At 70.5% G+C, this 26335-nt stretch carries 19 protein-coding genes and 1 tRNA gene; 8 read left to right on the top strand and 12 right to left on the bottom strand.

Going from position 1 to position 26335, the window contains the following annotated elements; translation table 11 throughout:
* Positions 1 to 62 precede the first annotated feature (62 nt).
* Positions 63 to 950, bottom strand: a complete 888-nt coding sequence (locus AB0E91_RS18535) for a hypothetical protein (protein WP_361782533.1) — start codon at positions 948 to 950, stop codon at positions 63 to 65.
* 98 nt (positions 951 to 1048) lie between these two features.
* Between AB0E91_RS18535 and AB0E91_RS18530 the strand changes: the two genes are divergently transcribed.
* Both AB0E91_RS18530 and pepN read left to right on the top strand, forming a co-directional pair.
* On the top strand, positions 1049 to 1390 hold the full coding sequence (locus AB0E91_RS18530) for a chorismate mutase (protein WP_361782530.1): 342 nt from the start codon (positions 1049 to 1051) through the stop codon (positions 1388 to 1390).
* Between the two features lie 130 nt (positions 1391 to 1520).
* Positions 1521 to 4004: an aminopeptidase N gene (pepN, locus tag AB0E91_RS18525; RefSeq protein WP_361782527.1), complete on the top strand. Its 2484-nt coding sequence runs from the start codon at positions 1521 to 1523 to the stop codon at positions 4002 to 4004.
* Between the two features lie 25 nt (positions 4005 to 4029).
* Here pepN and AB0E91_RS18520 read toward each other — a convergent pair whose 3' ends face one another.
* The gene (locus AB0E91_RS18520; protein WP_361782524.1) at positions 4030 to 4590 is read right to left on the bottom strand and encodes a GNAT family N-acetyltransferase; all 561 of its coding nucleotides are present in this window, start codon (positions 4588 to 4590) and stop codon (positions 4030 to 4032) included.
* 146 nt (positions 4591 to 4736) lie between these two features.
* Here AB0E91_RS18520 and AB0E91_RS18515 point away from each other — a divergent pair, with 146 nt between their 5' ends.
* The gene (locus AB0E91_RS18515; protein WP_361782521.1) at positions 4737 to 6095 is read left to right on the top strand and encodes an aminotransferase class V-fold PLP-dependent enzyme; all 1359 of its coding nucleotides are present in this window, start codon (positions 4737 to 4739) and stop codon (positions 6093 to 6095) included.
* A complete protein-coding gene (locus AB0E91_RS18510; RefSeq protein WP_361782518.1) occupies positions 6092 to 7504 on the top strand; it encodes a SidA/IucD/PvdA family monooxygenase in 1413 nt (470 codons plus the stop codon). Before AB0E91_RS18515 ends, AB0E91_RS18510 begins: the two co-directional genes overlap by 4 nt.
* A gap of 8 nt (positions 7505 to 7512) precedes the next feature.
* Here the strand turns inward: AB0E91_RS18510 and AB0E91_RS18505 are convergent, their stop codons facing one another.
* Entirely contained in the window at positions 7513 to 9336 is a 1824-nt protein-coding gene (locus AB0E91_RS18505) for a 5'-nucleotidase C-terminal domain-containing protein (protein WP_361782515.1), read from the bottom strand.
* Between the two features lie 149 nt (positions 9337 to 9485).
* Here AB0E91_RS18505 and AB0E91_RS18500 point away from each other — a divergent pair, with 149 nt between their 5' ends.
* Positions 9486 to 10178 (top strand): SIMPL domain-containing protein, encoded by a 693-nt coding sequence (locus tag AB0E91_RS18500; protein ID WP_361782512.1) that lies wholly within the window; start codon positions 9486 to 9488, stop codon positions 10176 to 10178.
* 203 nt (positions 10179 to 10381) lie between these two features.
* Positions 10382 to 11818, top strand: coding sequence for a pyruvate kinase (gene pyk / locus AB0E91_RS18495; RefSeq protein ID WP_361782509.1), 1437 nt, complete (start codon positions 10382 to 10384; stop codon positions 11816 to 11818).
* A gap of 6 nt (positions 11819 to 11824) precedes the next feature.
* On the opposite strand, the gene AB0E91_RS18490 is transcribed toward pyk, so the two are convergent.
* Positions 11825 to 12601: a transcriptional regulator gene (locus AB0E91_RS18490; RefSeq protein WP_361782506.1), complete on the bottom strand. Its 777-nt coding sequence runs from the start codon at positions 12599 to 12601 to the stop codon at positions 11825 to 11827.
* Between the two features lie 105 nt (positions 12602 to 12706).
* A tRNA-Leu gene (locus tag AB0E91_RS18485) sits at positions 12707 to 12781 on the bottom strand.
* Between the two features lie 99 nt (positions 12782 to 12880).
* Between AB0E91_RS18485 and AB0E91_RS18480 the strand changes: the two genes are divergently transcribed.
* Positions 12881 to 13552 carry a response regulator gene (locus AB0E91_RS18480; RefSeq protein ID WP_361782503.1) on the top strand — a complete coding sequence of 224 codons (672 nt, stop codon included), beginning with the start codon at positions 12881 to 12883 and terminating at the stop codon, positions 13550 to 13552.
* 69 nt (positions 13553 to 13621) lie between these two features.
* On the opposite strand, the gene AB0E91_RS18475 is transcribed toward AB0E91_RS18480, so the two are convergent.
* The 7 genes from AB0E91_RS18475 to AB0E91_RS18445 all read right to left on the bottom strand — a co-directional run bounded on the left by AB0E91_RS18475 (position 13622) and on the right by AB0E91_RS18445 (position 22932).
* On the bottom strand, positions 13622 to 14338 hold the full coding sequence (locus tag AB0E91_RS18475; protein WP_361782500.1) for an ABC transporter ATP-binding protein: 717 nt from the start codon (positions 14336 to 14338) through the stop codon (positions 13622 to 13624).
* A complete protein-coding gene (locus AB0E91_RS18470; RefSeq protein ID WP_361782497.1) occupies positions 14335 to 15381 on the bottom strand; it encodes an ABC transporter ATP-binding protein in 1047 nt (348 codons plus the stop codon). Before AB0E91_RS18470 ends, AB0E91_RS18475 begins: the two co-directional genes overlap by 4 nt.
* 5 nt (positions 15382 to 15386) lie before the next feature.
* Positions 15387 to 17225: a branched-chain amino acid ABC transporter permease gene (locus tag AB0E91_RS18465; protein WP_361782494.1), complete on the bottom strand. Its 1839-nt coding sequence runs from the start codon at positions 17223 to 17225 to the stop codon at positions 15387 to 15389.
* 5 nt (positions 17226 to 17230) lie between these two features.
* Complete coding sequence (locus tag AB0E91_RS18460; protein ID WP_361782491.1) at positions 17231 to 18163, bottom strand: branched-chain amino acid ABC transporter permease; 933 nt, start codon at positions 18161 to 18163, stop codon at positions 17231 to 17233.
* 109 nt (positions 18164 to 18272) lie between these two features.
* Positions 18273 to 19508 carry a branched-chain amino acid ABC transporter substrate-binding protein gene (locus AB0E91_RS18455; protein WP_361782488.1) on the bottom strand — a complete coding sequence of 412 codons (1236 nt, stop codon included), beginning with the start codon at positions 19506 to 19508 and terminating at the stop codon, positions 18273 to 18275.
* 569 nt (positions 19509 to 20077) lie between these two features.
* Positions 20078 to 20551, bottom strand: coding sequence for a hotdog fold thioesterase (locus AB0E91_RS18450; RefSeq protein WP_361782485.1), 474 nt, complete (start codon positions 20549 to 20551; stop codon positions 20078 to 20080).
* Positions 20552 to 20631: 80 nt separating this feature from the next.
* A complete protein-coding gene (locus tag AB0E91_RS18445) occupies positions 20632 to 22932 on the bottom strand; it encodes an FdhF/YdeP family oxidoreductase (protein WP_361782482.1) in 2301 nt (766 codons plus the stop codon).
* A 245-nt stretch (positions 22933 to 23177) separates the two neighbouring features.
* Between AB0E91_RS18445 and polA the strand changes: the two genes are divergently transcribed.
* Positions 23178 to 25898 carry a DNA polymerase I gene (polA, locus tag AB0E91_RS18440; protein WP_361782479.1) on the top strand — a complete coding sequence of 907 codons (2721 nt, stop codon included), beginning with the start codon at positions 23178 to 23180 and terminating at the stop codon, positions 25896 to 25898.
* Positions 25899 to 26335: the final 437 nt, after the last annotated feature.

Here is a 26335-nt window from a genome sequence, read left to right as displayed (position 1 = left end):
TCGTGCCGAGGAACTGGCCACCTGGCTGCTGGACCGGCTCCCGGACTAGCCCCCCCCGCCGCTCAGGTGTCGCACTCCAGCACCGTCCGGCACAGCCCGCACCGCGCCTTGACCCGGCCCCGCACCGGCACCCTGATCCGCTGGTGGCAGACCGGGCAGTCGAAGGAGACACGCGGGTGCCCGTCGGCCCCGGAAGTGAAGGTGTAGCCCGCCTCCGGGTCCGGCGGGGTGCGCGGAGGACGGCGGCGCTGATGGGCGTAGCGCAGCCGGGCCGGGCGGCCCGCCGCCGTCAGCGGGGGCCTGCGCTCGTCGTGCCGGGCCCGGGCGAGACCCCTGGCGTACGCGTCCGCCGCCTGCGGGCTGGTGAACCACACCGCCGGGTCCTCGTGGAACAGCAGGGCCCGCTTGGCCAGCACGTACCCGAACTCCTCCGGGGTGAGATAGCCCAGCTTCTGCGAGGCGGGGCCGTGCTCGCGGTAGGCGTCCAGGAGCAGCCAGCCCGCGCCCAGGTAGACCGCCACCGTGTCGGTCAGGATCTCGTTCTCCGCCGTGGTCGGGAAGGCCAGGCCGAGCCGGTGCAGATAGACGTGCGTGACCTCGTGCGCGAGGGCCGCGCCGATGTCCTCGCGGTGGGTGCGGAAGCGGTCGTTCAGCTCCACGAAGTACTCCGGGCCCGCCGCCAGCTCGACGTTCGCCGCGTGGGTCATCTCCCGGAAACCCACGATCAGCCGGGCGTCCGGCAGCCGGAAGTGCCGCACCAGCTCGCGCGCCACCCGCTGGGCGCCCAGATGCAGGTCGTCCGCGTCCCCGAAGGCCACGTCGGCCGGGGCCACGCTGGCCGAGAAGGTCTCCACCACGTCGTACGACAGCCGCTTGTAGAGCGCGGTGACCGCCCGCCGTACCGTCGCCAGATGCGGGAAACCATGCTCGACCGGTCCGCCGTTCGCCACGTCCGCACCCCCAAAGACGCCGGGAAGCCCCCTCCACCATAGGTCCGTCCCGACCGTCCCGGAACGGGGCCGGGCCGCGCCCCGTAGGGTTGTCGCCCATGACCATCAGCAACACCGGTACCGGTGACGTCGAGCCCGAGGTCCGCGAGGAGCTGGAGCGGCTGCGGGCGAGCATCGACAACATCGACGCGGCCGTCGTCCACATGCTGGCCGAACGCTTCAAGGCCACCCAGCAGGTCGGCCGCCTCAAGGCGCGCCACCGGCTGCCCCCGGCCGACCCGGCCCGCGAGTCCCGCCAGATCGCCCGCCTGCGCAGCCTCGCCGAGGACGCCCGCCTCGACCCGGCCTTCGCCGAGAAGTTCCTCAACTTCATCGTGGCCGAGGTGATCCGCCACCACGAGCGCATCGCCGAGGACACGGTGCGGCCTCCGGCGAACTGAGGGAGGAGCGGGGCGCGCAGCCTCCGGTGAGCCGGGGGAAGCGCGCGCGAGGGGCGGGCGAGGGGCGGACATAAGCCATGTACCGGTCCGCCCCTGTCCGGCACCGGCGGCATCGGGCAGCATGGCCTGCATGTCCGTACTGACGCGCGACGAAGCGCAAGCCCGAGCACAGCTCATCGACGTCCACCGCTACACCGTCGACCTCGACCTCACCACCGGGGACGAGACCTTCGGCTCCCGTACCGTGATCGCGTTCGGCGCGCGGTCCGACGGGGACACCTTCGTCGAGCTGAAGCCCGCCGAGCTGCGCTCCGTCACCCTGGACGGACAGCCCCTGGACCCCGAGACCCTGGACGGCAACCGGCTGCCGCTCAAGAACCTCACCAAGGGCCCGCACGACCTCGTGGTGGACGCCGTCATGCGCTACTCGCGCACCGGCGAGGGAATGCACCGCTTCACCGACCCCACCGACGGCGAGACCTACGTCTACACCCAGCTCTTCCTCGACGACGTCCAGCGCGTCTACGCCGCCTTCGACCAGCCCGACCTCAAGGCCGTCTTCGACGTCACCGTGACCGCCCCCGAGGACTGGACCGTCCTCGCCAACGGCATCACCGAACACCTCGGCGAGGGCCGCTGGAAGGCCGCCACCACCCCGCTCATCTCCACCTACCTCCTCGCCGTCGCCGCGGGCCCCTGGCACTCGGTGCGCACCGAACACCGCGGCCTGCCCTTCGGCATTCACTGCCGCCGCTCGCTCGCCCCCCACCTCGACGCCGACGCCGACGAGATCCTCGACGTCACCCGCGCCTGCTTCGACCGCTACCACGAGAAGTTCACGGAGCCCTACCCCTTCGACTCCTACGACCAGGCGTTCGTCCCCGAGTTCAACGCCGGTGCCATGGAGAACCCCGGACTCGTCACCTTCCGCGACGAGTTCGTCTACCGCTCCGCCGTCACCGACACCGAGCGGCAGACCCGCGCCATGGTCATCGCCCACGAGATGGCCCACATGTGGTTCGGCGACCTCGTCACCCTCAAGTGGTGGGACGACATCTGGCTGAACGAGTCCTTCGCGGAGTACATGGGCTACCAGACCACCCTGGAGGCCACCCGCTTCAGCGAGCCCTGGGTCGAGTTCGGCGTCACCCGCAAGGCCTGGGGCTACGACGCCGACCAGCGCCCCTCCACCCACCCCGTCGCCCCCGAGGCCGTCGACGACACCGCCGCCGCCCTCCTCAACTTCGACGGCATCTCCTACGCCAAGGGCGCCTCCGCGCTGCGCCAACTCGTCGCGTGGCTCGGCGAGAAGGACTTCCTCGCGGGCATCAACATCCACTTCGAGCGGCACCGGTTCGGCAACGCCACCCTCGCCGACTTCATCGACTCCCTCGCCGCCGCCACCGAACGCGACGTCCACGCCTGGGCCGACGCCTGGCTGCGCACCACCGGCGTCGACAAGCTCACCGCGCACATCGGCTCCGCCGAGGACGGCACCCGCACCCTCACCGTCGAGCACGACGGCAGCCGCCCGCACCGCGTCACCGTCGGCCTCTACGACCACGACCTCACCGAGGAGGGCCGCCTCACCCCGCGCGGACACCTCGGCCTCGACATCCCGCACACCGGGCCCGCCCCCATCGGCAAGCGCCCCGCGCTGGTCGTCCTCAACGACGGCGACCAGACCTACGCCAAGATCCGCTTCGACGCCGACTCCTTCGACACCGTCCGCACCAGCCTCTCCGGCCTGCCCGACCCGCTCACCCGCGCGGTCGTCTGGAACGCCCTGCGCGACGCCGTACGCGACGGCGAACTCCCGCCCGCCGCCTACCTGGAGGCCGCCCGCGCGCACCTCCCGCTGGAGACCGACCTCGCCCTCGTCGAGGGCGTCCTCGCCTTCGCCATCGGCAACATCGCCCTGCGCTACCTCACCCCCGAGGAGCGCCCCGCGGCGCTGGCCACCCTCACCTCGCTCTGCCGCGACCTCATCCGCCGCACCGAGGACGGCGACAACCCCGGCCTGCGCCTGATCGCCGTACGCCGCCTCATCGACGTCGCCGCCCACCCCGACACCATCGCCGCCTGGCTCGCCGACGGCACCGTGCCCGGCGGACCCGAACTCGACCCCGAGCTGCGCTGGCGCATCCTCGGCCGGCTCGCCGTGCTCGGCGACACCGACGAGGCCGCCATCGCCGCCGAACTGGAACGCGACCCCTCCGCCAGCGGCCAGGAGGGCGCCGCCCGCTGCCGCGCCGCGCTGCCCGACCCGGAGGCCAAGCGGACCGCCTGGGACGCGATGTTCACCGGCGACGACCTCTCCAACTACCTCTTCAAGGCCGTCGCCCAGGGCTTCTGGCAGCCCGAACAGGCCGACCTGGTACGGGAGTACGTCCCCCGCTACTTCAAGGAGGCCCCCGCCCTCGCCGCCCGCCGCGGCCCCGCCATCGCCGCCGCCGCGGGCGTCTGGGCCTTCCCCCGGCACGCCGTCGACCGCGAGACCCTGGCCCTCGGCGAGACCTGTCTGCGCGAGGACGCCCCGCCCACGGCCCTGCGCCGCAAGCTGATCGACGAACTGGACGATCTGGCACGGGCGTTGCACGTACGGGGCGAGTAGCCGACCGGGGCGCCGGGCGGTGCTGTCAGGCGGAAGCCGCTCTCCGCAGCACCGCCCGGCGCGGCGCCCCCGCACCGCGACCGGCCGCCCCCGCCGACGCCGTCCATTCCGGTGCTGTCCCCTCCGGCGGGCCGTCCAGCGTGAAGCCGAGGCGGGTCAGAAAACGCTCACCCGGCACCCAGCCCGGCGGAACCGTCGCCGTCACCAGCGCGGGCTCGCCGAAGCGGGGGAGGAGCGCCTCCGACACGGCCCGCCCCAGGCCCCGCCCCCGCGCCCACGGCGCCAGCAGGAACAGGCCCACCGCCACCGCTCCCCGCTCGGGATGGTCCCGCACCGCGTCGATCACCCCCGCGACCTCGCCGTTGCGCTCCACCACCAGCAGCGCCTTGGCCTCCGGGTCCGCGCCCGGCGGCAGCGCGTAGAACAGACTCTGCACATCACCCGGCCCCGACGGCAGCCCCGTCGCCGCCAGGAACCAGTCCTCGCACTCCTCGAACAGTCTGAGCAGCGGTCCCTCGTCACGGGGGCGCACCTCCCGGACGAGAACGCGCTCACCTGGGACGTCGACCGGCCACACCTCGTTCATCCCGCCGACGATATGCCCGTACACGCACTCCTCCGACGCGTTTTCCCCGTACGGCAGTACCCACGACCGCCCCGCGTCGTTGGACATCGCGGACACCCGGCCCCAAATCCGCCCGGCCGGACGTCCCCCGCCCCGCAGGAGAGCCCATGAGCACCCCGCCCCTCGCCGCCGGACCGCACGGCCCCGACGCGCTGCGGCCCCTGCTGGACACCGTGCTCGACGCGCTCGCGGCGGGCGCGCGCGACAGGGGCGGACCGCTGCCCGCCGGAGGGCCGCACGCCGTGGACGCCCGGGTCGAGGAAGCCCTCGGGGACGTCCTCCCCGAGCACGGCGACCCCGACGCCCTGCGCACCCTCGTCCACCTCCTCGCCGCCGGTGCCGCCGACCCCGCCGACCCGCTCTGCGCGGGCCATCTGCACTGCCCCCCGCTCGCCGTCGCCACCGCCGCCGACCTCGCCGCCGGCGCCCTCAACCCCTCCATGGACTCCTGGGACCAGGCCCCCGCCGCCTCCGCACTGGAGGCCCGCGTCACCCGCACCCTCGCCCACGAGGCCGGACTCGCCGACGCCCTGGTCACCACCGGCGGCACCGAGTCCAACCAGCTCGCCCTGCTCCTCGCCCGCGAAACCCGTGGCAGCGCCCTCACCCTCGTCTGCGGGGCCAACGCCCACCACTCCCTGCCCCGCGCCGCCTGGCTCCTCGGCCTGCCCGACCCGCTCGTCCTGCCCACCCCGAACGGCACCCTCGACCCCGCCGCCCTCGACACCGCACTCACCGGACTCGCGGGCCCCGCCCTCGTCGCCGCCACCGCGGGCACCACCGACGCCGGACTCATCGACCCGCTCCCCGAGATCGCCGCCCGCTGCGCCGCCCACGGCGCCCGCCTCCACATCGACGCGGCCTACGGCGGCGGACTCCTCTTCAGCGACCGCCACCGCCCCAAACTCGCCGGACTCGACGCCGCCGACACCGTCACCCTCGACCTGCACAAACTCGGCTGGCAGCCCGTCGCCGCCGGACTCCTCGCCGTCGCCCGCCCCACCGAACTCACCGCACTCCACCAGCGCGCCGACTACCTCAACGCCGACGACGACACCGACGCCGGCCACCCCGACCTCCTCGGCCGCTCGCTGCGCACCACCCGCCGCCCCGACATCCTCAAGGCCGCCGTCACCCTCAAGACCCTCGGCCGCACCGGACTCGCCGAACTGGTCGACCACGTCTGCGCCCGCGCCGAGGAGTTCGCCGCCCTCGTCCACGACCACCCCCGCTTCGAGCTGTACGGCCCGCCCGGAATCAGCACCGTCCTGTTCCGGCCCGCCCACGCCCCCGACGACACCGTGGCCGCCGTCCGCCGCACCCTGCTCCACCAGGGCCGCGCCGTCCTCGGCCGGGCCCGCGCCGACGGCCGCCTCTGGCTCAAGGCCACCCTCCTCAACCCCCACACCCGCCCCGACGACCTGGCCCACCTCCTGAAACTCGTCGAAGGACACACGACCGGATGACCCAGCCCCCACAGCACGAGCCCGCATCCCCCCGCGACCTCGTCGGCATCGGCATCGGCCCCTGCAACCTCTCCCTGGCCGCCCTCGCCCACCCCCTCGCCGAACTCGACGCCGTCTTCTACGAACAGCGCCCCGGCTTCGACTGGCACCCCGGCCTGCTCATCGACGACGCCACCCTCCAAGTCCCCTTCCTCGCCGACCTCGTGACCCTCGCCGACCCCACCAGCCCCTGGAGCTTCCTCAACTACCTCCGCGCCCGCCAGCGCCTCTTCCCCTTCTACTTCGCCGAGCACTTCCACATCCGGCGCGCCGAGTACAACGCCTACTGCCGCTGGGTCTCCCGGCACCTGCCCGGACTGCGCTTCTCCCACCAGGTCGACACCGTCCGCTGGGACCCCGAACGCGACGTGTTCGAGGTCGACTTCACCCGCCTCGACGCCGAAGGCCACGCCGAATCCCTCGGCCGCACCCGCACCCGCAACCTCGTCCTCGGCATCGGCACCGCCCCCCACATCCCCGAACCCCTGCGCCCGCTCGCCGCCGCCCCCGGCGTCCCCGTCCTGCACGCCGCCGACTACCTCACCCACCGCGACGCCCTCCTCGCCGCAGGACACGTCACCGTCGTCGGCTCAGGACAGTCCGGCGCCGAGGTCTTCCTCGACCTCCTCCGCCACCGCCCCCAAGGCCACGAGGGCCTCCACTGGATCGGCCGCACCCCCGCCTTCGCCCCCATGGAGTACTCCAAGCTCGGCCTGGAACACTTCACCCCCGACCACACCCGCTACTTCCACGCCCTCCCCGAACCCGTCCGCGACCGGCTCGTCCCCGCCCAATGGCAGCTCCACAAGGGCGTCGACGCGGGCACCCTCGCCGCCATCCACGACGAGCTCTACCGCCGCACCCTCCACGGCGGCTGGCCCGACGCCGTCCTCACCCCCGGCGTCCACGTCCGCACCGCGGGCCGCCTCGGCACCGGACAGGTCGAACTCCACCTCGAACACCACGACCAGGGCACCCGTACCCGCCTCGCCACCGACGCCGTCGTCCTCGCCACCGGCTACCGCGAACGCCCCCTCGACGGCGTCCTCGCCGGACTCACCCCGCACCTGCGCCGCGACAGCCACGGGCGCCCCTTGATCGACGACGAGTTCCGGCTCGTCCTGGACCCCGCCGTCACCGGCGCCGTCCACGTCCAGAACGCCGAACTCCACACCCACGGCGTCGGCGCCCCCGACCTCGGCCTCACCGCCTGGCGCAGCGCGAGCATCCTCAACTCCCTGACGGGCAAGGAGCAGTACCCGCTCCCCACCCGGACCGCCTTCACCACCTTCGGACTCCACCCGCAACGCACGAACCCCGGCGACGGCAGGACCCACCAGGTCCGCACCGTCACCGGGGCACCGGTCTAGAAGACGACTCAGAACACCGGCGTGCCGTTCCGCGTCAGCTTCCAGTCCACCGACGCGAAGTCCTTCGGGTCCAGCTCACCCTTGGCCGTCACCCACTCCGCGATCCGGGTCCGGATCTCCGTGGACTCCGACCACAGCTCCTTCGCCGACGCCACGAACGGGAAGGCGCCGCCGCCGTTCGCCCGGTAGTTGTTCACCGCGAACACGAACTGCGCGGCGTCGTCCAACGGCGCCCCGCCGAACGTCAGATTCCTGATCCGCGACCCGGCCGGCTGCGCCACGTCGATGTCGTACGACAGCCCGGACACATAGTCGTAGTTGTAGTCCGGGCGGCCGTTCGCGTTCGTCAGCTTGTCCACGTCCACCGCGGCACCCGGCGCCGTCTGCGCGAAGTACTCCGCCGAGTACTCCAGGTACGCCCGCACCTGCGCCCCCGTCAGCAGCTTCGCCACCAGCGTGTTGTCGTACACGTACAGGCTCGACAGATCCCGGATCGTCACCTCGCCCGCCGGGATCTCACTGGTCCGCGAGAACGGCGACGCCTGCGACAGCACCGGCAGCGACGCATACGCGGTGCCCGCGAGCGCCGCCTTGACCACGTCCTCCTGCACCTTGTTGATCAGATCGATGATCGGCGCGTCCTTGTACCGCGCGTCCACCGTCGTCAGCGTCTCGGTCGCCCGGCCCACCACCTGGTTGACGTACGCGACCACCTTCGTGTGCTCCGCCGTCAGCAGCTTGGTGATCTTCGGGTCGTCCGCGACCGTCCGCGAGTCCCGCAGCGACGCCGCGACCGACTCCACCTCCCACTTGCCCCGCCGGAGCACCAGCTCCACGTCGAACAGCGTCAGCCGCTCCGCGAAGCACAGCGGCTCCGACAGCACGACCGTCTTCCCCGACTTCTCGTTGACGACCCGCAACTCCGGGATCTCCACATGCGCGTGCCCCACCAGAATCGCGTCGATCCCCGGCACCAGCCGCGCCACGTTCGCCGCCGCGTTCTCCACGTACGGCACCTGGTCACCGTACGACGACGTGCCCGACGTACCCGAGTGCGCCGAGACGATCACCACGTCCGCACCCATCGAGCGCAGCTTCGGCACCCACTTCGCGGCCTGCTCCTCCAGACCCTCGAACGCCAGCTTCCCCTGGACGTACGCCTTGTCCCAGATCGCGATACCCGGGTTGGTCAGCCCCAGCACCGCCACCTTCACCGGCGGCGCCCCCGGCACCCGGAAGTCCTTCATGAAATACGGCTGGAACGCGGGCTTCAGCGTCTTCGCGTCCAGCGCGTTCGCGCCCAGCAGCGGGAAGCGCAGCTGGCTCTCGAACTTGCGCAGCGTCTCGATGCCGTAGTTGAACTCGTGATTGCCCAGCGCCGCCGCGTCGTACCCGATCGCGTTCATCGCCAGCGCCATCGGATGCACCGGGCCGCCCTTGGCGGTGATCGGGTCCACCTTGGCGTAGTAGTACGTCAGCGGGGTGCCCTGGATCGTGTCGCCCGCGTCCAGGAGCAGCGTGTTGTGCCGCCCCTTCTCCTCACGGACCTGGTTCACCAGCGTCGAGACCCGGGACAGCCCCAGAGCGTTGCCCGCAGGGTCGGCGTACTCCGCGTTCTTGAAGTAGTCCCAGTTGAAGACGTGCCCATGCAGATCGGTCGTGCCCATCACCGTCAGCGCGTACCGCTTCTCGTGATGCCTGCCGTGCTTGTCGTGCTCACTGTGGCTGCCGGGCGCGGCCTCGGCCACCGGCGCTCCCACCCCGCCCGCGACGGCCACCCCCGCCCCGGTCACGGCGGACTTCTTCAGGAACTTCCGGCGGTTCAACGACATCGGTGGCCTCTCTCGGCATGATCGGACAACGCGCGTAGATTGTGCCGGGCCGCGCCCCGCCGCAACAGACCTCCCAGGTTGCGATCCGGTGACCGATACACCCTGAACTCCCGCCACCCGTACGGGCGTCACATGACACAGTGGGACACATGACCACTCCACCGGCACCCGCGCACGGCACCCCCGACGCCCCCCTCCTCGTGGTCCAGGGCGAGGCGGAACTCGAGACCGGACCCGAGATCGCCCGCATCGGCATCACCGTCGCCGCCCGCGGCCGCGACCGGCGCGCCACCCTCGACGACCTCACCCGCCGCAACGCCGCCGTCCTCGACCTCGTCAAGTCCTACGGCGAAGCCGTCGCTGAACTCTCCACCGGCGTCTTCTCCATCACCTCCGAACTCTCCGAACGCGGCCGCGGCGAACGCGTCCGCAGCCACCAGGGACAGGTCCGCCTCGACGCCGAGTTCACCGACTTCACCGCACTGGCCGAACTCACCACCCGACTGGCCGACTTGGAACTGACCCGAGTCGACGGCCCCTGGTGGTCCCTGCGCCCCGGCTCCCCGGTCCACACCGAGGCCCGCCGCCGCGCCGTCGCCGACGCCCTCAAGCGCGCCCGCGAGTACGCCGACGCACTCGGCACCTCCGTCGCCGCCCTGGTCGAACTCGCCGACACCGGCGCCGCCCGCCCCCGCACCATGGCCGCCTACGGGGGCGCCGCCCGCTCCCTCACCAGGGGCGGCCCCGCCGAACCGCCCGAGGCCCTCGACCTGGAACCCGCACGGATCACGGTGGCCGCACAGGTCACGGCACGCTTCACGCTGGTGCCGCTGAGGCTGTGAAAACGCGGCCCCGGAATGGGCGACATGAACGGGCGGGGTGAATGGGTGAGGGAAATGGGTGACGAACTATTGCGCGAAAAACATCGCTCATAGGAGCGGGTCGCCGCACAATTCAACACTTGTCAATAAGCCTTTCCGTAAAGGTCGTTGAATGGCCATCGGGCCCGGATTCTCTACCCGCCGGTAAGCCCTAGGCTCGCCTCATGCGCCGAGCAAAGATCGTCTGCACACTCGGGCCGGCCACCGACTCGTACGACCAGATCAAGGCACTGGTCGAAGCCGGAATGGACGTCGCCCGCTTCAACCTCAGCCACGGCGGCCAGGCCGAACACGAGGCGCGATATCAGCGCGTACGCAAGGCCGCCGACGAAACCGGCCGCAGCGTCGGACTCCTCGCCGATCTTCAAGGCCCGAAGATCCGGCTCGGCCGATTCGCCGAAGGCCCTGTGATCCTCGAACGCGGCGACACCTTCACCATCACCGTCGAAGAAGGCGTCGAGGGCGACCGCCACCGCTGCGGCACCACCTACGCCGGACTCGCCACCGACGTCACCCCCGGCGAACGCGTCCTCGTCGACGACGGCAAGGTCTGCCTGGAGGTCACCTCCGTCGACGGCCCCCGCGTCCACACCCGCGTCCTCGAAGGCGGCGTCGTCTCCGACCACAAGGGACTCAACCTCCCCGGCGTCTCCGTCTCCGTCCCCGCCCTCACCAAGAAGGACGAGGACGACCTGCGCTGGGCCCTGCGCACCGGCTTCGACACCGTCGCCCTCTCCTTCGTCCGCGCCGGACGCGACGTGCTCGACGTCCACCGCGTCATGGACGAGGAAGGCCGCCGCCTCCCCGTCATCGCCAAGGTGGAGAAGCCCCAGGCCGTCGAGAACATCGAAGAGATCGTCGCCGCCTTCGACGGCATCATGGTCGCCCGCGGCGACCTCGGCGTCGAGATGCCCCTCGAACACGTCCCCGTCGTCCAGAAACGCGCCGTACAACTCGCCAAGCGCAACGCCAAGCCGGTCATCGTCGCCACCCAGATGCTCGACTCCATGATCGAGAACGCCCGGCCGACCCGCGCCGAAGCCTCCGACGTGGCCAACGCGGTGCTCGACGGCGCGGACGCGGTGATGCTCTCCGGCGAGACCAGCGTTGGCAAGTACCCCGTCGGGGTCGTGCACACCATGGCGAAGATCGTCACCGCCGCCGAGGAGGACATGCTCGCGGGCGGCCTGCCGCCGCTGACCGAACGCGACAAGCCCCGCACCCAGGGCGGCGCCGTCGCCCGCGCGGCGGCGGAGACGGGCGACTTCCTCGGCGCCAGGTTCCTCGTCGCCTTCACCCAGTCCGGCGACACCGCCCGCCGCCTCTCCCGCTACCGCTCCCCGATCCCCCTCCTCGCCTTCACCCCCGAACCGGCGACCCGCTCCCAGCTGAGCCTGACGTGGGGCGTGGAGACGTTCCTCGGCCCGCATGTCGACTCGACCGACGCGATGGTCGCCCAGGTGGACGAACTGCTGCTTCGCTACGGCCGCTGCGAGAAGGGCGACGTGGTGGTCATCACGGCGGGGTCGCCTCCGGGGGTGTCCGGCACGACGAATCTGGTCCGGGTGCATCACGTGGGGGAGGACGACAGCCCTCGGTAGACGCGGTCAGTACTTGGGGCCTACGTGGGCGTCCATGAGGGCGACGGAGGGTTTGCGGGCGACGGAGATGTTGAACGCGTTTCCGTTGCGCGTGCAGTGGGTCCACTGGACGCCGAGCTTGTCGAGGGTGTCGGTGTAGAGGCGCCGGATGTCGTCGGAGACGTTGGTGAAGAAGTACCGGGGGTACTCATAGCGCTTGCGCTCGCCGCCGATCAGCTTCTCGGTCCAGTTGGTGATCCGACATCCGTCGGAGTGGATGAGCCCACGGACGAACCCCCAGGGGTGGGCGTCGACGATCTCCTGCTGCCAGGGTTCGAGGGCGATCGCGCGTTCATGCTTCTTGCCGGGGCCGTGCTGGGGGAAGAGGCAACGCCAGTGCCAGCTGTAGCCGACCACGGAGGTGTAGCCGACAGCTTGGACCCGGTACGACTTCTTGCTGGGGTTGATGGCTTCGACTGCGGCAACGCAGGCTTCGATGAGTCCTGGCCACGCATCGGAGCACGCGATGCGGAGGTAGTAGCCGGCTTTCATGCCCGGACTGATGCAGCCGTCGCCGAGGTAGAGGCCGAGAAGGTAGCTGTACGAAGCCCTGTCCGCGGGCGGCTCGCCCGCAGGCCCGCACAGTGAGCACGGGGTGCGCTCCATGCGGGGGAGCGGGGTGACGCGGGTCTGCCAGGAACGAATCGCGCTGCGGGAGACACCGGTCTCCTTGCTCACGGAGTTGAGGCTGCGTCCCTGGGCCACGAGTGCGAGCGCTCGCTCGCGTGTGCTGAGGTCGTACATGCGGCCACTTTGTGGGAGGGGGCGCGGCGACACGCAGCAAAAAGCGGATGTTCACGCGAACGTGCGCATCCGCTGGCGAGGTGAACCTTCGAATCCAAGGAAAAGTGCCCCGAGTCGGACTCGAACCGACACTGTACGGGTTTTGAATCCGTTGCCTGCTGCCAATTGGGCTACCGGGGCTCGTAGAATCCAAGGTTTCCCCCGACCCTCCGCGCGTCCACCTTACCGCAGCTAGGTAGGCTCTTGTCAGCAGTACCCCTGCCTGAACGGAGAGCACCAGTGACCGCCGAGTCGCCCCAGCCCGCAGACGTGTCCGACGACGACAAGTCGCATGTGCCCCCGCTGACGACCCGTGTCGTCATCGCGGAGGACGAGGCGCTGATCCGGCTCGATCTGAAAGAGATGCTGGAGGAGGAGGGCTACACGGTCGTAGGCGAGGCCGCCGACGGTGAGCAGGCCGTGGAGCTGGCCCGGGAGCACAAGCCGGACCTGGTGATCCTGGACGTGAAGATGCCGAAGCTCGACGGCATCTCGGCGGCCGAGAAGATCGCCGAGGAGTCCATCGCCCCGGTCCTGATGCTCACCGCGTTCTCGCAGCGCGACCTCGTGGAGCGCGCCCGCGACGCCGGTGCCATGGCCTACCTGGTCAAGCCCTTCAGCAAGAGCGACGTGGTCCCGGCCATCGAGATGGCCGTCTCCCGGTTCACGGAGCTGCGCCAGCTGGAGCAGGAGGTCGCGGACCTCACCCAGCGCCTGGAGACCCGCAAGCTGGTGGACCGCGCGAAGTCGATCCTCCAGACGGAGTACGGCCTGTCCGAGCCCGCCGCGTTCCGCTGGATCCAGAAGACCTCCATGGACCGCCGGCTGTCGATGCAGCAGGTCGCGGAGGCGGTCATCGCGGACGACCACGAGAAGAAGGCGTCCAAGAAGAAGGACAAGGACAAGGACTGACCCCTGGTCCACGCGAAGAGGCCCGCGCCTCCCCCGGGAGGGGAGCGCGGGCCTCCGTCGTACGACGGCTCAGTCCTCGCCGAGGTACGCCTTCCGCACGGACTCGTCGTGGAGCAGGTCCTGGCCGGTGCCGGAGAGGACGATGCTGCCGACCTCCATGACGTGGCCCTGGTCGGCGAGCGAGAGGGCGGCCTGGGCGTTCTGTTCGACCAGGAGGATGGTCGTGCCCTGGGACTTCAGCTCGGCGATCGTCGCCATGATCTTCTGCATCATGATGGGCGAGAGGCCCATGGAGGGCTCGTCCAGCATGAGCAGCTTGGGCTGGGACATCAGGGCCCGGCCCATGGCCAGCATCTGCTGCTCACCGCCCGAGAGGGTGCCCGCGGCCTGCTTGCGGCGTTCCCCGAGGATGGGGAAGAGGTCGTAGGCGCGCTGGATGTCCTTCTCGATGCCGGGCCGGTCGTTGCGCAGGAAGGCACCGAGGCGGAGGTTGTCCTCGATGGTCATGCGCGGGAAGATGTGCCGGCCCTCGGGGGAGTGGGCGAGGCCGAGGGAGACCACGTCGTGGGCGGGGACCTTCTTCAGCGACTTGCCGTTGAAGCGGATCTGGCCGCCGACCGGCTTGAGCAGCCCGGAGAGGGTGCGCAGCGTGGTGGTCTTGCCCGCGCCGTTGGTGCCGATGAGGGTGACGACCTGGCCTTCTTCGACGCTGAAGGAGATGCCCTTGACGGCTTCGATCTTGCCGTAGGCGACCCGCAGGTCCTCGACTTCGAGCAGTGCGGTCATCGGTCGTTCTCCTTGCCGTTCTCCGCGCCGGTGCCGTTCTCCTCGTCGGGCGCGGCGTCCGTCGTGGCCTGGGCCTCTTCCACGACCGTCTCTTCCACGACCGTCGCTGTCTCGGTCGCCTTTTCCGCGACCGCCTCGGCCTCGGTCGCCACCGCTCCGGCCGCTCCGGCCGCGTCGGCCTCGGCGGCCTCGGCGGCCTCGACCTCGGCCACCTCCTCGGCGCCGGGGGCGTCCTCGAAGGGTTCGCCGAGGTAGGCGGCGACGACGCGCTCGTCGCCCTGGACGGTGGCGCTGTCGCCCTCGACGAGCTTCTGGCCCTGGACGAGGACGGCGACGCGGTCGCACAGGTTGAAGATGAAGCGCATGTCGTGCTCGATGACGAGGACGGCGATGCCCTGGTCGCGGATGGCGAAGACCAGTTCCTCGGTGGCGCGGGTCTCCTGCGGGTTCATGCCCGCGGTGGGCTCGTCCAGCAGGAGGAGGCCGGGTTCGCTGGCCAGCGCGCGGGCGATCTCCAGTTTGCGCTGCTCGCCGTAGGGGAGGTTGCGCGCGAGGTGCTCGGCCTTGTTGTCCAGGCCGACGAAGGCGAGGAGTTCCATGGCGCGGGCGCGGGAGGCGGCTTCGGCCCTGTGGAAGCCGGGGCCGCGCAGCAGGGCGGACCAGAGTCCTTCCTTGGTGCGGGTGTGGCGGCCGACGAGGACGTTCTCCAGGACGGTCATGTTGGCGAAGAGCCGGATGTTCTGGAAGGTGCGGGCGATGCCGGCCGCGGTGACCTTGAAGGACTTGGGCGGCAGGACGGTGCCCTTGTAGCGGACCTCGCCCTCGGTGGGGACGTAGAGGCCGGTGAGGCAGTTGAAGAAGGTGGTCTTTCCGGCGCCGTTGGGGCCGATGAGGCCGACGATCTCGCCGCTGTTGACGGTGAGGTTCACGTCGCGGACGGCGGTGAGGCCGCCGAAGCGCATGGTGACGCCGCGGGCGTCGAGGACCGTCTCGCCGGGGGTGGTGCCGGGGGCGGTTTCCTGGGTGGTGGTGTCGGTGGTCATGGTGGTCAGGCCCCTGCCTTGCTGAGGACGGGCGCCTCGGTGTCCTCGTGGAACTCCAGTTGGCGGCGCCGGTTGGGGATGAGGCCCTCGGGGCGGAAGCGCATCAGCAGGACGAGTGCGACGCCGAAGGCGAAGAGCTGGTAGTCGCCCAGGAATTGGAGCTTGGCCGGGATCAGGTACAGCAGTGCGGCGCCGACGAGGGGACCGGAGATGGTGCCCATGCCGCCGAGGACGACCGCTGCGAGGAGGAAGGCCGAGTTGGGCGGTACGACGTGCGCGAACTGGTACTGCTCCGGGGTCACGGTGTAGGTGACGTGGGCCTGGACGGACCCGGCGAGACCGGCGAGGCAGGCGCCCAGGGCGAAGGCGATGAGCTTGACCCGGAAGCCGTTGATGCCCATGGCGAGCGCGGCGGTCTCGTCCTCGCGGATGGCGATCCAGGCGCGGCCGATGCGGGAGTCGCTGCTGCGCCGGAAGACGATGACGACGACGAGGGTGATGAGGAGCATCAGCAGGAAGTAGTTGGCGAACCGGCCGATGGTGGCGCCGAAGAGCTGGTGTTCCTGGCCGAAGTCGTAGCCGAGGATGTTGAGGTTGGGGATGGAGGAGATGCCGTTGGAGCCGTTGGTGACGTCGGGTCCGGAGGTGCCGTCCATGTTGAGGACGGTGATGCGGAAGATCTCTCCGAAGCCGAGGGTCACGATGGCGAGGTAGTCGCCGCGCAGGCGGAGGGTGGGGGCGCCGATGAGGACGCCGAAGATCATGGCGACGACCGCGCCGAGCAGGGCGGAGGCCCAGAAGGGCCAGTGCACGTGCAGGGGCGAGGAGGGCGAGCCGGAGACGAGGGCGGCGGTGTAGGCGCCGACGCCGAGGAACGCGACGTAGCCGAGGTCGAGCAGGCCGGCGAGGCCGACGACGATGTTCAGGCCGAGGGCGACGGTGGCGAAGATGAGGATGTAGACGCCGATGGTGGCGTACTGGTCGTCGGACTGGGTGAAGGGGAAGGCCGCGGCGGCGACGAAGGCGCCGGTCATGGTGACGTTGCGGTGGCGTGCGGTGATCGCCGAGATCCGGGCCACGAGTCCGGCCTTGGCGAGGGCGGCGACGCCGAATCCGGCGGTGATGAGGAAGCCGATGAAGAGTTCGTCGTACTCGGTGCCGATGCCGTAGGTGAAGACGAGCAGGCCGAGGGCCATGACGCCGGCGATGACGAGGATCTCGGCCCAGGCGGGCAGGGTGCGGCCGGGGGCGGGGGCTTCGGAGGCGAAGGCGGCCTTGAAGTTCTGCCGGTTCTGCCGCGCGCGGTGCCGGAAGGCTTCCCAGCCGGTGTCGTCGGGGTCGACGGGGTCGGGCTCGGGCCGCTGGAAGGGCAGTGCGAGGGCGCCGAGGAGGGCGACCAGGGTGGCGACGGCGACGAGGTAGCCGCCGGGTTCGAGGTTGACGATGCCGCCGAGCGTGGCGCTGATGGCGATGACGGTGTACCAGGCGGTGGCGAAGGTGCCGAGCGCGGCGAGCTTGAGGGCGCTGTCGGCGCTTCCGGGGGTCAGGAGCTTGAGGCCCTTGACGCCGTAGGAGGCGAGGCCGAACAGGGTGGTGAGCAGGCCGCCGATGAGGACGAGGACCTGGAGGCCGCCGGGGTAGCCGTAGACGGTGAGGTCGCCGGGGAAGGCGGCGGTCCAGGTCCAGGCGAGGAAGGTGGAGACGACGGCCAGGGCGCCGCCGCCGGTGGCCAGGGCGCGGCCGAGGGTGGCCGGCAGGCCGATCAGGCCGGTGGCTGCGGGGGCGCTGGTGTCCGGGGTCTCCGGGATCTCCGGGGTGCCGGGGGTGGTGGTCTGTGTGGTCATCGGTGTCACGCCCTGTCCGCGACGCGCTCGCCGAGCAGGCCCTGTGGCCTCAGCAGGAGCACGAGGATGAGGAGTACGAACGCCCAGACATCTGCCCAGGACTGGCTGCCGAACTTGTCCATGCCGGGGATGTCCGCGATGTAGGCGGTGGAGAGGGCTTCGGCGACGCCGAGGACGAGGCCGCCGAGCATGGCGCCGTAGATGTTGCCGATGCCGCCGAGGACGGCCGCGGTGAACGCCTTGAGGCCGAGGATGAAGCCCATGCGGAAGTCGATCTGGCCGTACTTGAAGCCGTAGGCGACGGAGCCGACCGCGGCGAAGGCGGCGCCGAGGGCGAACGCGATCACGATGATGCGGTCGGTGTTGACGCCCATGAGCTTGGCGGTGTCCGGGTCCTGGGCGGTGGCCTGCATGCCGCGTCCGGTGCGGGTGCGCATCACGAAGTAGGCGAGGACGGCCATGCTGAGGGGGGCGGCGACGACGAGGAAGACGTCACCGGTCTGGATGGTGACGTTGCCGAGCTCGAAGGGGCCGCCCGGGATGCTCGGGAAGGTGCGTGCGGACTTGGCCTCCGGGTACCACGCCCAGACCGCCTGCTGGAGGGCCAGGGAGAGGCCGATGGCGGTGATGAGCGGGGCGAGCCGGGGGGCGGTGCGCAGCGGCCGGTAGGCGAATCGTTCCGCTCCGACGGCGACACCGACGGCGACCACGATGGCGCCCACCAGCATGAGTGGCAGGGCGATCCACATGGAGGTGCCGTCGGGAAGGACGTACACGTAGACCGTGAGGGCGCCGAAGGCGCCGGTCATGAAAATCTCGCCGTGGGCGAAGTTGATGAGCTGGACGATGCCATAGACCATGGTGTAGCCGATGGCGACCAGCCCGTACATGGAACCAAGTAGCAGGCCGTTGACCAGCTGCTGCGGCAGTTCGTTCACCGCATGTCCTCCGAGCGTTCGGATGAGTTCGACGGATGTGTCCGGATGTGAGTCCGCGCGGGGCGCCCCTTCAGCGCCCCGCGCGGCTCGGCTGGTGCGGGTGTGTGGGTCAGGAGCCGTTGTAGGTGCCGGACTCCACGGCCTTCCAGGCACCGTTCTCGACGGAGTACACGGTGAGCTGCTTGTTGGTGGCGTCGCCGTACTCGTCGAAGGAGACCTTGCCGGTCACGCCGTCGAAGGAGACGTTCTGCAGGGCGGCGGTGACCTTGGCGCGGGCGTCGGAGGGCAGCTTGCCGCCGTTGTCGTCGACGACCTTCTTGACGGCCTCGATGATGGCCCAGGCGGAGTCGTAGGAGTAGCCGCCGTAGGCCGCGTACTCCTCCTTGTAACCGCCGGCCTTGTAGTCGGCGACGAACTGCCTGGCGGAGGGGAGGGTCTCCACCGGGGCGCCGACGGAGGTGGCGAGGTCGCCGGTGGCGGAGGCGCCGCCGAGCTTGATGAAGTCGGCCGCGTAGATGCCGTCGCCGCCGACCAGCGGGACCTTGGCGCCGGCCGCCTTGATCTGCTTGCTGAGCGGGCCGGCCTGCGGGTACTCGCCGCCGTAGTAGACCACCTGGGCGCCGGAGTTCTTCACCTTGGTGGCGACCGCGGAGAAGTCCTTGGTGTCGGGGTTGATGTGCTCGGTGCCGACGACCTTGCCGCCCAGCTTCTTGAACTCGGCGGAGAAGGTGGCGGCGAGACCGGCGCCGTAGGTCTTCTTGTCGTCGATGACGAAGACCTTGGTCTTCTTGGCCTTGTTGTAGACGTACTGGGCGGCGAACGGGCCCTGGATGGCGTCCGTGGTCGCGGTGCGGAAGTACGACTTGTAGGTGCGGGCCTTGGTCTTCTGCCAGTCGACGCCCTGGGTGAGGGCCGGGTTGGTGTTGGCGGGGGAGACCTGGGCCAGCTTGGCGTCGTCGAGGACCTTCTGCATCGACTCGGCGACGGAGGAGTTGAGCGGGCCGACGACGCCGAGGACGCTCTTGTCGGTGACGAAGGCGACGGAGTTCTGCTGGCCGGAGGAGGGCTGGGCCTGGTCGTCCTTGGCGTCGATCTTGAAGGTGACGCCCTTGACGTACTCCTTCTTGTTCGCGGTCTTGGCCGCGAGGTCGACCGAGTTCTTGATGCCGAGGCCCAGCGCGGACAGGTCGCCGGTCAGCGGGGCGTCGATGCCGATGGTGACGGTGGTGCCGCCGCCCGCGGAGCCGTTCCCCTTGTCGCCGCTGTCGCGCGAGCCGCAGGCGGTCAGGGTGAGAGCTCCCGCAGCCAGCGCGGCGGTGATGGCGATGAGCGAACGTTGACGCACGATCAGTCCTTTCCCTGGACGACCGCATCCTCATGGAAACGGTCGAGCCGCGCACTGGCCGAAAAGTGAATCCGGGGCGCGGTGACTGGCCGTGACTCTAGGCGTGTGTGGGGAACGTGGAGGAGGGTCTGACGAATGCTGTGACGCTCTTGTTATGACACGAGGTAATGCAGAGCGGTACGCGGTGGGGGAAAGGCAGGAATTCGGTCCGGTTCGCCCCGTCCACATCGTGAGAACCCGCAGGAACGCCCCTCAACTGTTCAGGCGTCTCAAGGGTTTTGGTGATGACGCGATCTTCGTCGCGGCACGTGACATTCGGGACCGCGACGATCTGCCGGGCGGATCGGGAACGTGGGGTGGAACAGGAATCCGTATTGCGCGCGTATTACGCAGAGTTACTTTCAGGGAAATGGTTCGGCGCCTTCCGGTTTCCCGGAATTCGGTCATATGCGGGCATGGCGAGGGCCGGGGGCCCGCGCCGCCGGCACTCCGGACGACGCGGGCCCCCGGCCCTGACACTTCATCAACTCGACAAGAAGGACGGTCACTTGGTCCCGTCCTCGGCGGGCTCAGCCCTCGGCGCCGCCCGGCCGGACGTCACGCAGCAGACAGGTCAGCCGGGCCGTGCAGACCCGGCGGCCCTCCTCGTCACTGATCACGACCTCGTACGTCGCCGTCGAGCGGCCCCGGTGCACCGGCGTGGCCACGCCGGTCACCAGGCCGGAGCGCACGCCCCGGTGGTGCGTGCAGTTCAGGTCCACGCCCACCGCGATCTTCGAGCTGCCGCCGTGCAGCATGGCGCCGATCGAGCCCAGGGTCTCGGCGAGCACCGCCGAGGCGCCGCCGTGCAGCAGGCCGTACGGCTGGGTGTTGCCCTCCACCGGCATGGTGGCCACCACCCGGTCCGGGGCCGCCTCCAGGATCTGCACCCCCATCCGCGTGCCGAGGTGGCCCGCCGAGAACAGCGCGGGCAGGTCCACACCGAGCGCCGCGTACTCGTCGATGATCTCCTGCGGGAATTTCACCTGCTGCTGCTCACCCATGATCCCGCTCCGTTCTCGCCACGCCTGTCCGGCGGCACGTCCCTGTCTCCGACGGCACGCCGCCGTCGCTGAGCGAACGCTCAGTCGGTCGCCGATTGTTCCAGACGGGGTGTCGCGGCCGCCTCCAGCCGGACCACCACCGACTTGCTCGCCGGGGTGTTGCTGGTGTCGGCGGTGGCGTCCAGCGGCACGAGCACATTGGTCTCCGGGTAGTACGAGGCCGCGCAGCCCCGCGCCGTCGGGTAGTGCACCACCCGGAAACCGGGCGCCCGCCGCTCCACCCCGTCGCGCCACTCGCCCACCAGATCGACGTACGACCCGTCGGCCACGCCCAGTTCGCGCGCGTCCTCGGGGTGGATCAGGACGACGCGGCGGCCGTCGGTGATGCCCCGGTAACGGTCGTCCAGGCCGTAGATCGTGGTGTTGTACTGGTCGTGCGAGCGCAGCGTCTGCAGCAGCAGCCGGCCCTCGGGCAGCTCGGGGTGCTCCACCGGGGCGGCCGTGAAGTTGGCCTTGCCGGTGGCCGTCGCGAAGCGGCGCTCGTCGCGCGGCCCGTGCGGCAGGGCGAAGCCCGCGGGGTCGGCCACGCGCGCGTTGAAGTCCTCGAAGCCGGGGACCACCCGCGCGATGCGGTCGCGGATCGCCGCGTAGTCCCGCTCGAACTCCTCCCACGGCACCCTGCTGTCCGGCAGCACCCGGCGCGCCAGGCGGCACACGATCGCGGGCTCCGACAGCAGCTGCGGGCTCGCGGGCGCGAGCCGTCCGCGCGAGGCGTGCACCATGCCCATGGAGTCCTCGACGGTCACGAACTGCTCGCCGCCGCCCTGCACATCGCGCTCGGTGCGGCCGAGCGTCGGCAGGATCAGGGCGCGGGCGCCGGTGACCACGTGCGAACGGTTCAGCTTGGTCGACACATGCACGGTCAGCCGCGCCCGGCGCATCGCCGCCTCGGTGACCTCGGTGTCGGGGGAGGCGGAGACGAAGTTGCCGCCCATGGCGAAGAACACCTTCGCCTCGCCGTCGCGCAGCGCGCGGATGGCCCGTACGACGTCGAAACCGTGCGCGCGCGGGGGAGCGAACCCGAACTCCTTCTCCAGCGCGTCCAGGAAGGCCGGGGCGGGCCGCTCGAAGATGCCCATGGTGCGGTCGCCCTGCACGTTCGAGTGACCGCGCACCGGGCAGACGCCCGCGCCCGGGCGGCCGATGTTGCCGCGCAGGAGAAGGAAGTTGACCACCTCGCGGATGGTCGGCACGGAGTGCTTGTGCTGGGTGAGCCCCATGGCCCAGCAGACGATGACCCGCTTCGACTCCAGCACCATGGCGAGCGCCCGCTCGATCTCCTCGCGGGCCAGGCCGGTCGCGGCCAGGGTCTCGTCCCACTCGGCCTTGCGGGCGGCGTCCGCGAACTCCTCGTACCCATGGGTGTGTTCGCGGACGAACTCCTCGTCCACCGCGCCCTCCGTCTCCAGGACGAGCTTGTTGAGGAGACGGAAGAGGGCCTGGTCGCCGCCGAGGCGGATCTGAAGGAAGAGATCGGTGAGCGCGGCGCCCCTGATCATCCCCTGCGGGGTCTGCGGGTTCTTGAACCGCTCCAGGCCCGCCTCGGGCAGCGGGTTGACGCTGATGATCCGCGCCCCGGACGCCTTGGCCTTCTCCAGTGCGGAGAGCATGCGGGGGTGGTTGGTGCCCGGGTTCTGCCCCGCGACGATGATCAGATCGGCGCGGTAGAGGTCCTCCAGGAGGACGCTGCCCTTGCCGATGCCGATCGTCTCCGACAGCGCCGAGCCGGAGGACTCGTGGCACATGTTGGAGCAGTCGGGCAGGTTGTTGGTGCCCAGCTCGCGCGCGAACAGCTGATAGAGGAAGGCGGCCTCGTTGCTGGTACGGCCCGAGGTGTAGAAGACGGCCTCGTCGGGGGAGCCCAGCGCGGCGATCTCCTCGGCGACGATGCCGAGGGCACGCTCCCAGGACACGGGCTCGTAGTGGCTCGCCCCCTCGGCGAGATACATGGGGTGCGTGAGCCGCCCCTGCTGGCCCAGCCAATAACCGCTCTTGTCGGACAGATCCGCGACGGAGTGCTCCGCGAAGAACCCCGGGGTCACCCGGCGCAGCGTGGCCTCCTCGGCCACCGCCTTCGCGCCGTTCTCGCAGAACTCGGCGGCGTGCCGGTGCTCGGGCTCGGGCCAGGCGCAGCCGGGACAGTCGAAGCCGTCCTTCTGGTTCACCCGGAGCAGGGTGAGCGCGGTGCGCCTGACCCCCATCTGCTCCTGCGCGATCTTCAAGGAGTGCACCACCGCGGGCAGCCCCGCCGCCGCGTGCTTCGGCTCCCCTGTCCGCGGCGCGTCCTGCACCGGATCGCTCTTGGGCGGCTTCGTCGCCATGTGCCCGCTCCCCTTCGACTGTGTTTCCGGGTCCGGCGCCGCGCGCTGTTCGCGGCCCGTTCCCACGTCCCGCGCATCAGGATGCCTGGCGAGGGGGCGCAGGGGGAGGGGGTGGGGCGGGGCGGTCGGTGAGCGGAGGGAGGGGCGCGGTGAACGGCGGACGGGTGGCTTCCTCGGTCGTCGCCCGCCCGGCCCCGTCCTGTTCGTGGACTCGGCTGTCAGTGGGCCGTGGCAGGATCGGAGGCGTGGCAGAGACAGCAGCGAAGCAGAACGAGACCAACCCCGGCCGGCCCCGGCTGATGCTCATGGACGGGCATTCGCTGGCGTACCGCGCGTTCTTCGCGCTGCCCGCGGAGAACTTCACCACCGCGACGGGCCAGCCCACGAACGCGATCTACGGCTTCGCCTCGATGCTGGCCAACACCCTGCGTGACGAGGCGCCCACGCACTTCGCGGTGGCGTTCGACGTGTCCCGCAAGACCTGGCGCTCGGAGCGCTTCACCGAGTACAAGGCGAACCGTTCCAAGACCCCGGACGAGTTCAAGGGCCAGGTCGAGCTGATCGGTGAGCTGCTCGACGCCATGAACGCGCCCCGCTTCGCGATCGACGGCTTCGAGGCGGACGACGTGATCGCCACCCTCGCCACCCAGGCCGAGGCCGCGGGCTTCGACGTACTGATCGTCACCGGCGACCGCGACTCCTTCCAGCTGGTCAGCGACCACACCACGGTCCTCTACCCGACCAAGGGCGTCTCGGAGCTGACCCGGTTCACCCCGGAGAAGGTTCTCGAGAAGTACGGGTTGACGCCCGCGCAGTACCCCGACTTCGCCGCCCTGCGCGGCGACCCGTCCGACAACCTGCCCGGCATCCCCGGTGTCGGCGAGAAGACCGCCGCGAAGTGGATCAACCAGTTCGGCTCGTTCGCGGAACTGGTCGAGCGGGTCGAGGAGGTCAAGGGCAAGGCAGGCCAGAACCTCCGCGACCACTTGGAGTCGGTCAAGCTCAACCGCGTCCTGACCGAGCTGGAGCGCGAGGTCGAGCTGTCGAAGTCGGTCGCCGAGCTGGAGCGCGCCCCGTACGACCGCAAGGCCGTCGTGACGATCCTGGACACCCTGGAGATCCGCAACCCCTCCCTGCGCGAGCGGCTCTTCGCCGTCGACCCCGGCGCCGAGGAGGCCGAGACGACCCCGGTCGCGACCGAGGGCGTGGAGATCGACGGCACGGTCCTGGGCACCGGCGAGCTGGCCCCCTGGCTGGCCGAGTACGGCACGGAGATCCTTGGCGTCGCCACGGTGGACACCTGGGCGCTGGGCACGGGCTCGGTGGCCGAGGTCGCCCTCGCGGCGCCCGGCGGAGCGGCCGCCTGGTTCGACCCGGCCGAACTGGACGAGGCCGACGAGCGGGCCTTCGCCGCGTGGCTGGCGGACGCGGACCGCCCCAAGGTGTTCCACAACGCCAAGGGCGCGATGCGGGTCTTCGGTGAGCACGGCTGGAGCGTCGAGGGCGTCCGCATGGACACCGCGCTCGCCGCGTACCTGGTCAAGCCGGGACGCCGCTCCTTCGACCTGGACGCGCTCTCGCTGGAGTATCTGCACCGCGAGCTGGCCCCGGCCGCCGCGGCCGACGGCCAGCTGGCGTTCGGCGCGGACGACGGTGCCGAGGCCGAGGCGCTGATGATCCAGGCCCGCACGATCCTCGACCTGGGCGAGGCGTTCGAGGCCCGCCTGGAGGAGGTCGGCGCGGCCGATCTGCTGCGCGACATGGAGCTGCCCACCTCCGCGCTGCTCGCCCGCATGGAGCGGCACGGCATCGCGGCCGACCGCGCGCACCTGGAGACCATGGAGCAGACCTTCGCGGGCGCGGTGCAGCAGGCCGTGAAGGAGGCCCACGCGGCCGCCGGGCACGAGTTCAACCTCGGCTCGCCCAAGCAGCTCCAGGAAGTCCTCTTCGGCGAGCTGGCGCTGCCCAAGACCAAGAAGACCAAGACCGGGTACACCACCGACGCCGACGCGCTCGCCTGGCTCGCCGCCCAGACGGAGAACGAGCTGCCGGTGATCATGCTCCGCCACCGTGAGCAGGCCAAGCTGCGCGTCACGGTCGAGGGCCTGATCAAGACCATCGCGGGCGACGGCCGTATCCACACCACCTTCAACCAGACGGTGGCCGCGACCGGCCGGCTCTCCTCCACGGACCCGAACCTGCAGAACATCCCCGTCCGCACCGACGAGGGCCGCGCGATCCGCCGCGGCTTCGTGGTGGGCGAGGGCTTCGAGTCCCTGATGACCGCCGACTACAGCCAGATCGAGCTGCGCGTGATGGCCCACCTCTCCGAGGACGAGGGCCTCCTCGAGGCGTTCACCTCCGGCGAGGACCTGCACACCACGGTCGCCTCCCAGGTGTTCTCCGTCGGCCGGGACGCGGTCGACCCGGAGATGCGCCGCAAGATCAAGGCGATGTCGTACGGCCTGGCGTACGGGCTTTCCGCCTTCGGCCTCTCCCAGCAGCTGAACATCGAGGCGGGCGAGGCCCGCGCCCTGATGGACACCTACTTCGAGCGCTTCGGCGGCGTACGGGACTATCTGCGCCGGGTCGTCGACGAGGCGCGGGCGACGGGCTACACGGCGACCCTCTTCGGCCGCCGCCGCTATCTCCCCGACCTCAACAGCGACAACCGCCAGCGCCGTGAGGCGGCCGAGCGCATGGCCCTCAACGCCCCCATCCAGGGCACCGCGGCCGACATCGTCAAGATCGCCATGCTCCATGTCGACCGCGCCTTGCGCGAGACCGACCTGAAGTCCCGCATGCTCCTCCAGGTCCACGACGAAATCGTCCTGGAGATCGCCCCCGGCGAACGCGCCGCCGTGGAGGAGATCGTCCGCCGCGAAATGGCCGACGCGGTGTCCCTCCGGGCGCCCCTGGACGTCTCGGTGGGCGTGGGCCCGGACTGGGAGTCGGCCGCGCACTGACGTGGACAGCGTCGTCGGGGGAGGGCAGGTTCCGCACTGCCCTCCCCCGTGTCGTATGTGTCGTACCCCGGACGAGACGCAGGTCACGTTGACTCGGTCTTGGAAGATGCGTAATGTTCTCCGAGTCGCTTGAACCGGGTACGGCAATCGCCAGTAGACGGAAGCGGCCACCCCACTACCTACGACTTCCCCCTGGCGGGGGTCGATTCGACGTGTCCGCATGTCCGAATTGAATCCGCTGGGACTCGATTATGAGTCCGAGAGGGAATCGGCTAACGTGGTGAATGTCGAAAGGCCGAACGGCGAAAGCCGAAAAGCCCAGACAATCCCGCCGGCCGGGAATCAGACACCGAAAAGGATCTGATAGAGTCGGAACCGCCGGAAAGGGAAACGCGAAAGCGAGAACCTGGAAAGCACCGAGGAAATCGGATCGGAAA

It is taken from the genome of Streptomyces sp. NPDC026659, assembly GCF_040638245.1.
Lineage (GTDB): Bacteria > Actinomycetota > Actinomycetes > Streptomycetales > Streptomycetaceae > Streptomyces.
The sequence above is the reverse complement of the archived record's forward strand: the minus strand, read 5'-3'. Positions and strand labels throughout refer to the sequence as shown.

Coding starts and splice junctions, on each gene's coding strand:
- AB0E91_RS18450 (WP_361782485.1), bottom strand. CDS start 20,551: ATGGGTGAGCAGCAGCAGGTGAAATTCCCGCAGGAGATCATCGACGAG.
- AB0E91_RS18515 (WP_361782521.1), top strand. CDS start 4,737: ATGAGCACCCCGCCCCTCGCCGCCGGACCGCACGGCCCCGACGCGCTG.
- AB0E91_RS18465 (WP_361782494.1), bottom strand. CDS start 17,225: ATGACCACACAGACCACCACCCCCGGCACCCCGGAGATCCCGGAGACC.
- AB0E91_RS18490 (WP_361782506.1), bottom strand. CDS start 12,601: ATGTACGACCTCAGCACACGCGAGCGAGCGCTCGCACTCGTGGCCCAG.
- AB0E91_RS18510 (WP_361782518.1), top strand. CDS start 6,092: ATGACCCAGCCCCCACAGCACGAGCCCGCATCCCCCCGCGACCTCGTC.
- pepN (WP_361782527.1), top strand. CDS start 1,521: ATGTCCGTACTGACGCGCGACGAAGCGCAAGCCCGAGCACAGCTCATC.
- AB0E91_RS18445 (WP_361782482.1), bottom strand. CDS start 22,932: ATGGCGACGAAGCCGCCCAAGAGCGATCCGGTGCAGGACGCGCCGCGG.
- AB0E91_RS18505 (WP_361782515.1), bottom strand. CDS start 9,336: ATGTCGTTGAACCGCCGGAAGTTCCTGAAGAAGTCCGCCGTGACCGGG.
- AB0E91_RS18520 (WP_361782524.1), bottom strand. CDS start 4,590: ATGAACGAGGTGTGGCCGGTCGACGTCCCAGGTGAGCGCGTTCTCGTC.
- AB0E91_RS18475 (WP_361782500.1), bottom strand. CDS start 14,338: ATGACCGCACTGCTCGAAGTCGAGGACCTGCGGGTCGCCTACGGCAAG.
- pyk (WP_361782509.1), top strand. CDS start 10,382: ATGCGCCGAGCAAAGATCGTCTGCACACTCGGGCCGGCCACCGACTCG.
- AB0E91_RS18500 (WP_361782512.1), top strand. CDS start 9,486: ATGACCACTCCACCGGCACCCGCGCACGGCACCCCCGACGCCCCCCTC.
- AB0E91_RS18530 (WP_361782530.1), top strand. CDS start 1,049: ATGACCATCAGCAACACCGGTACCGGTGACGTCGAGCCCGAGGTCCGC.
- AB0E91_RS18470 (WP_361782497.1), bottom strand. CDS start 15,381: ATGACCACCGACACCACCACCCAGGAAACCGCCCCCGGCACCACCCCC.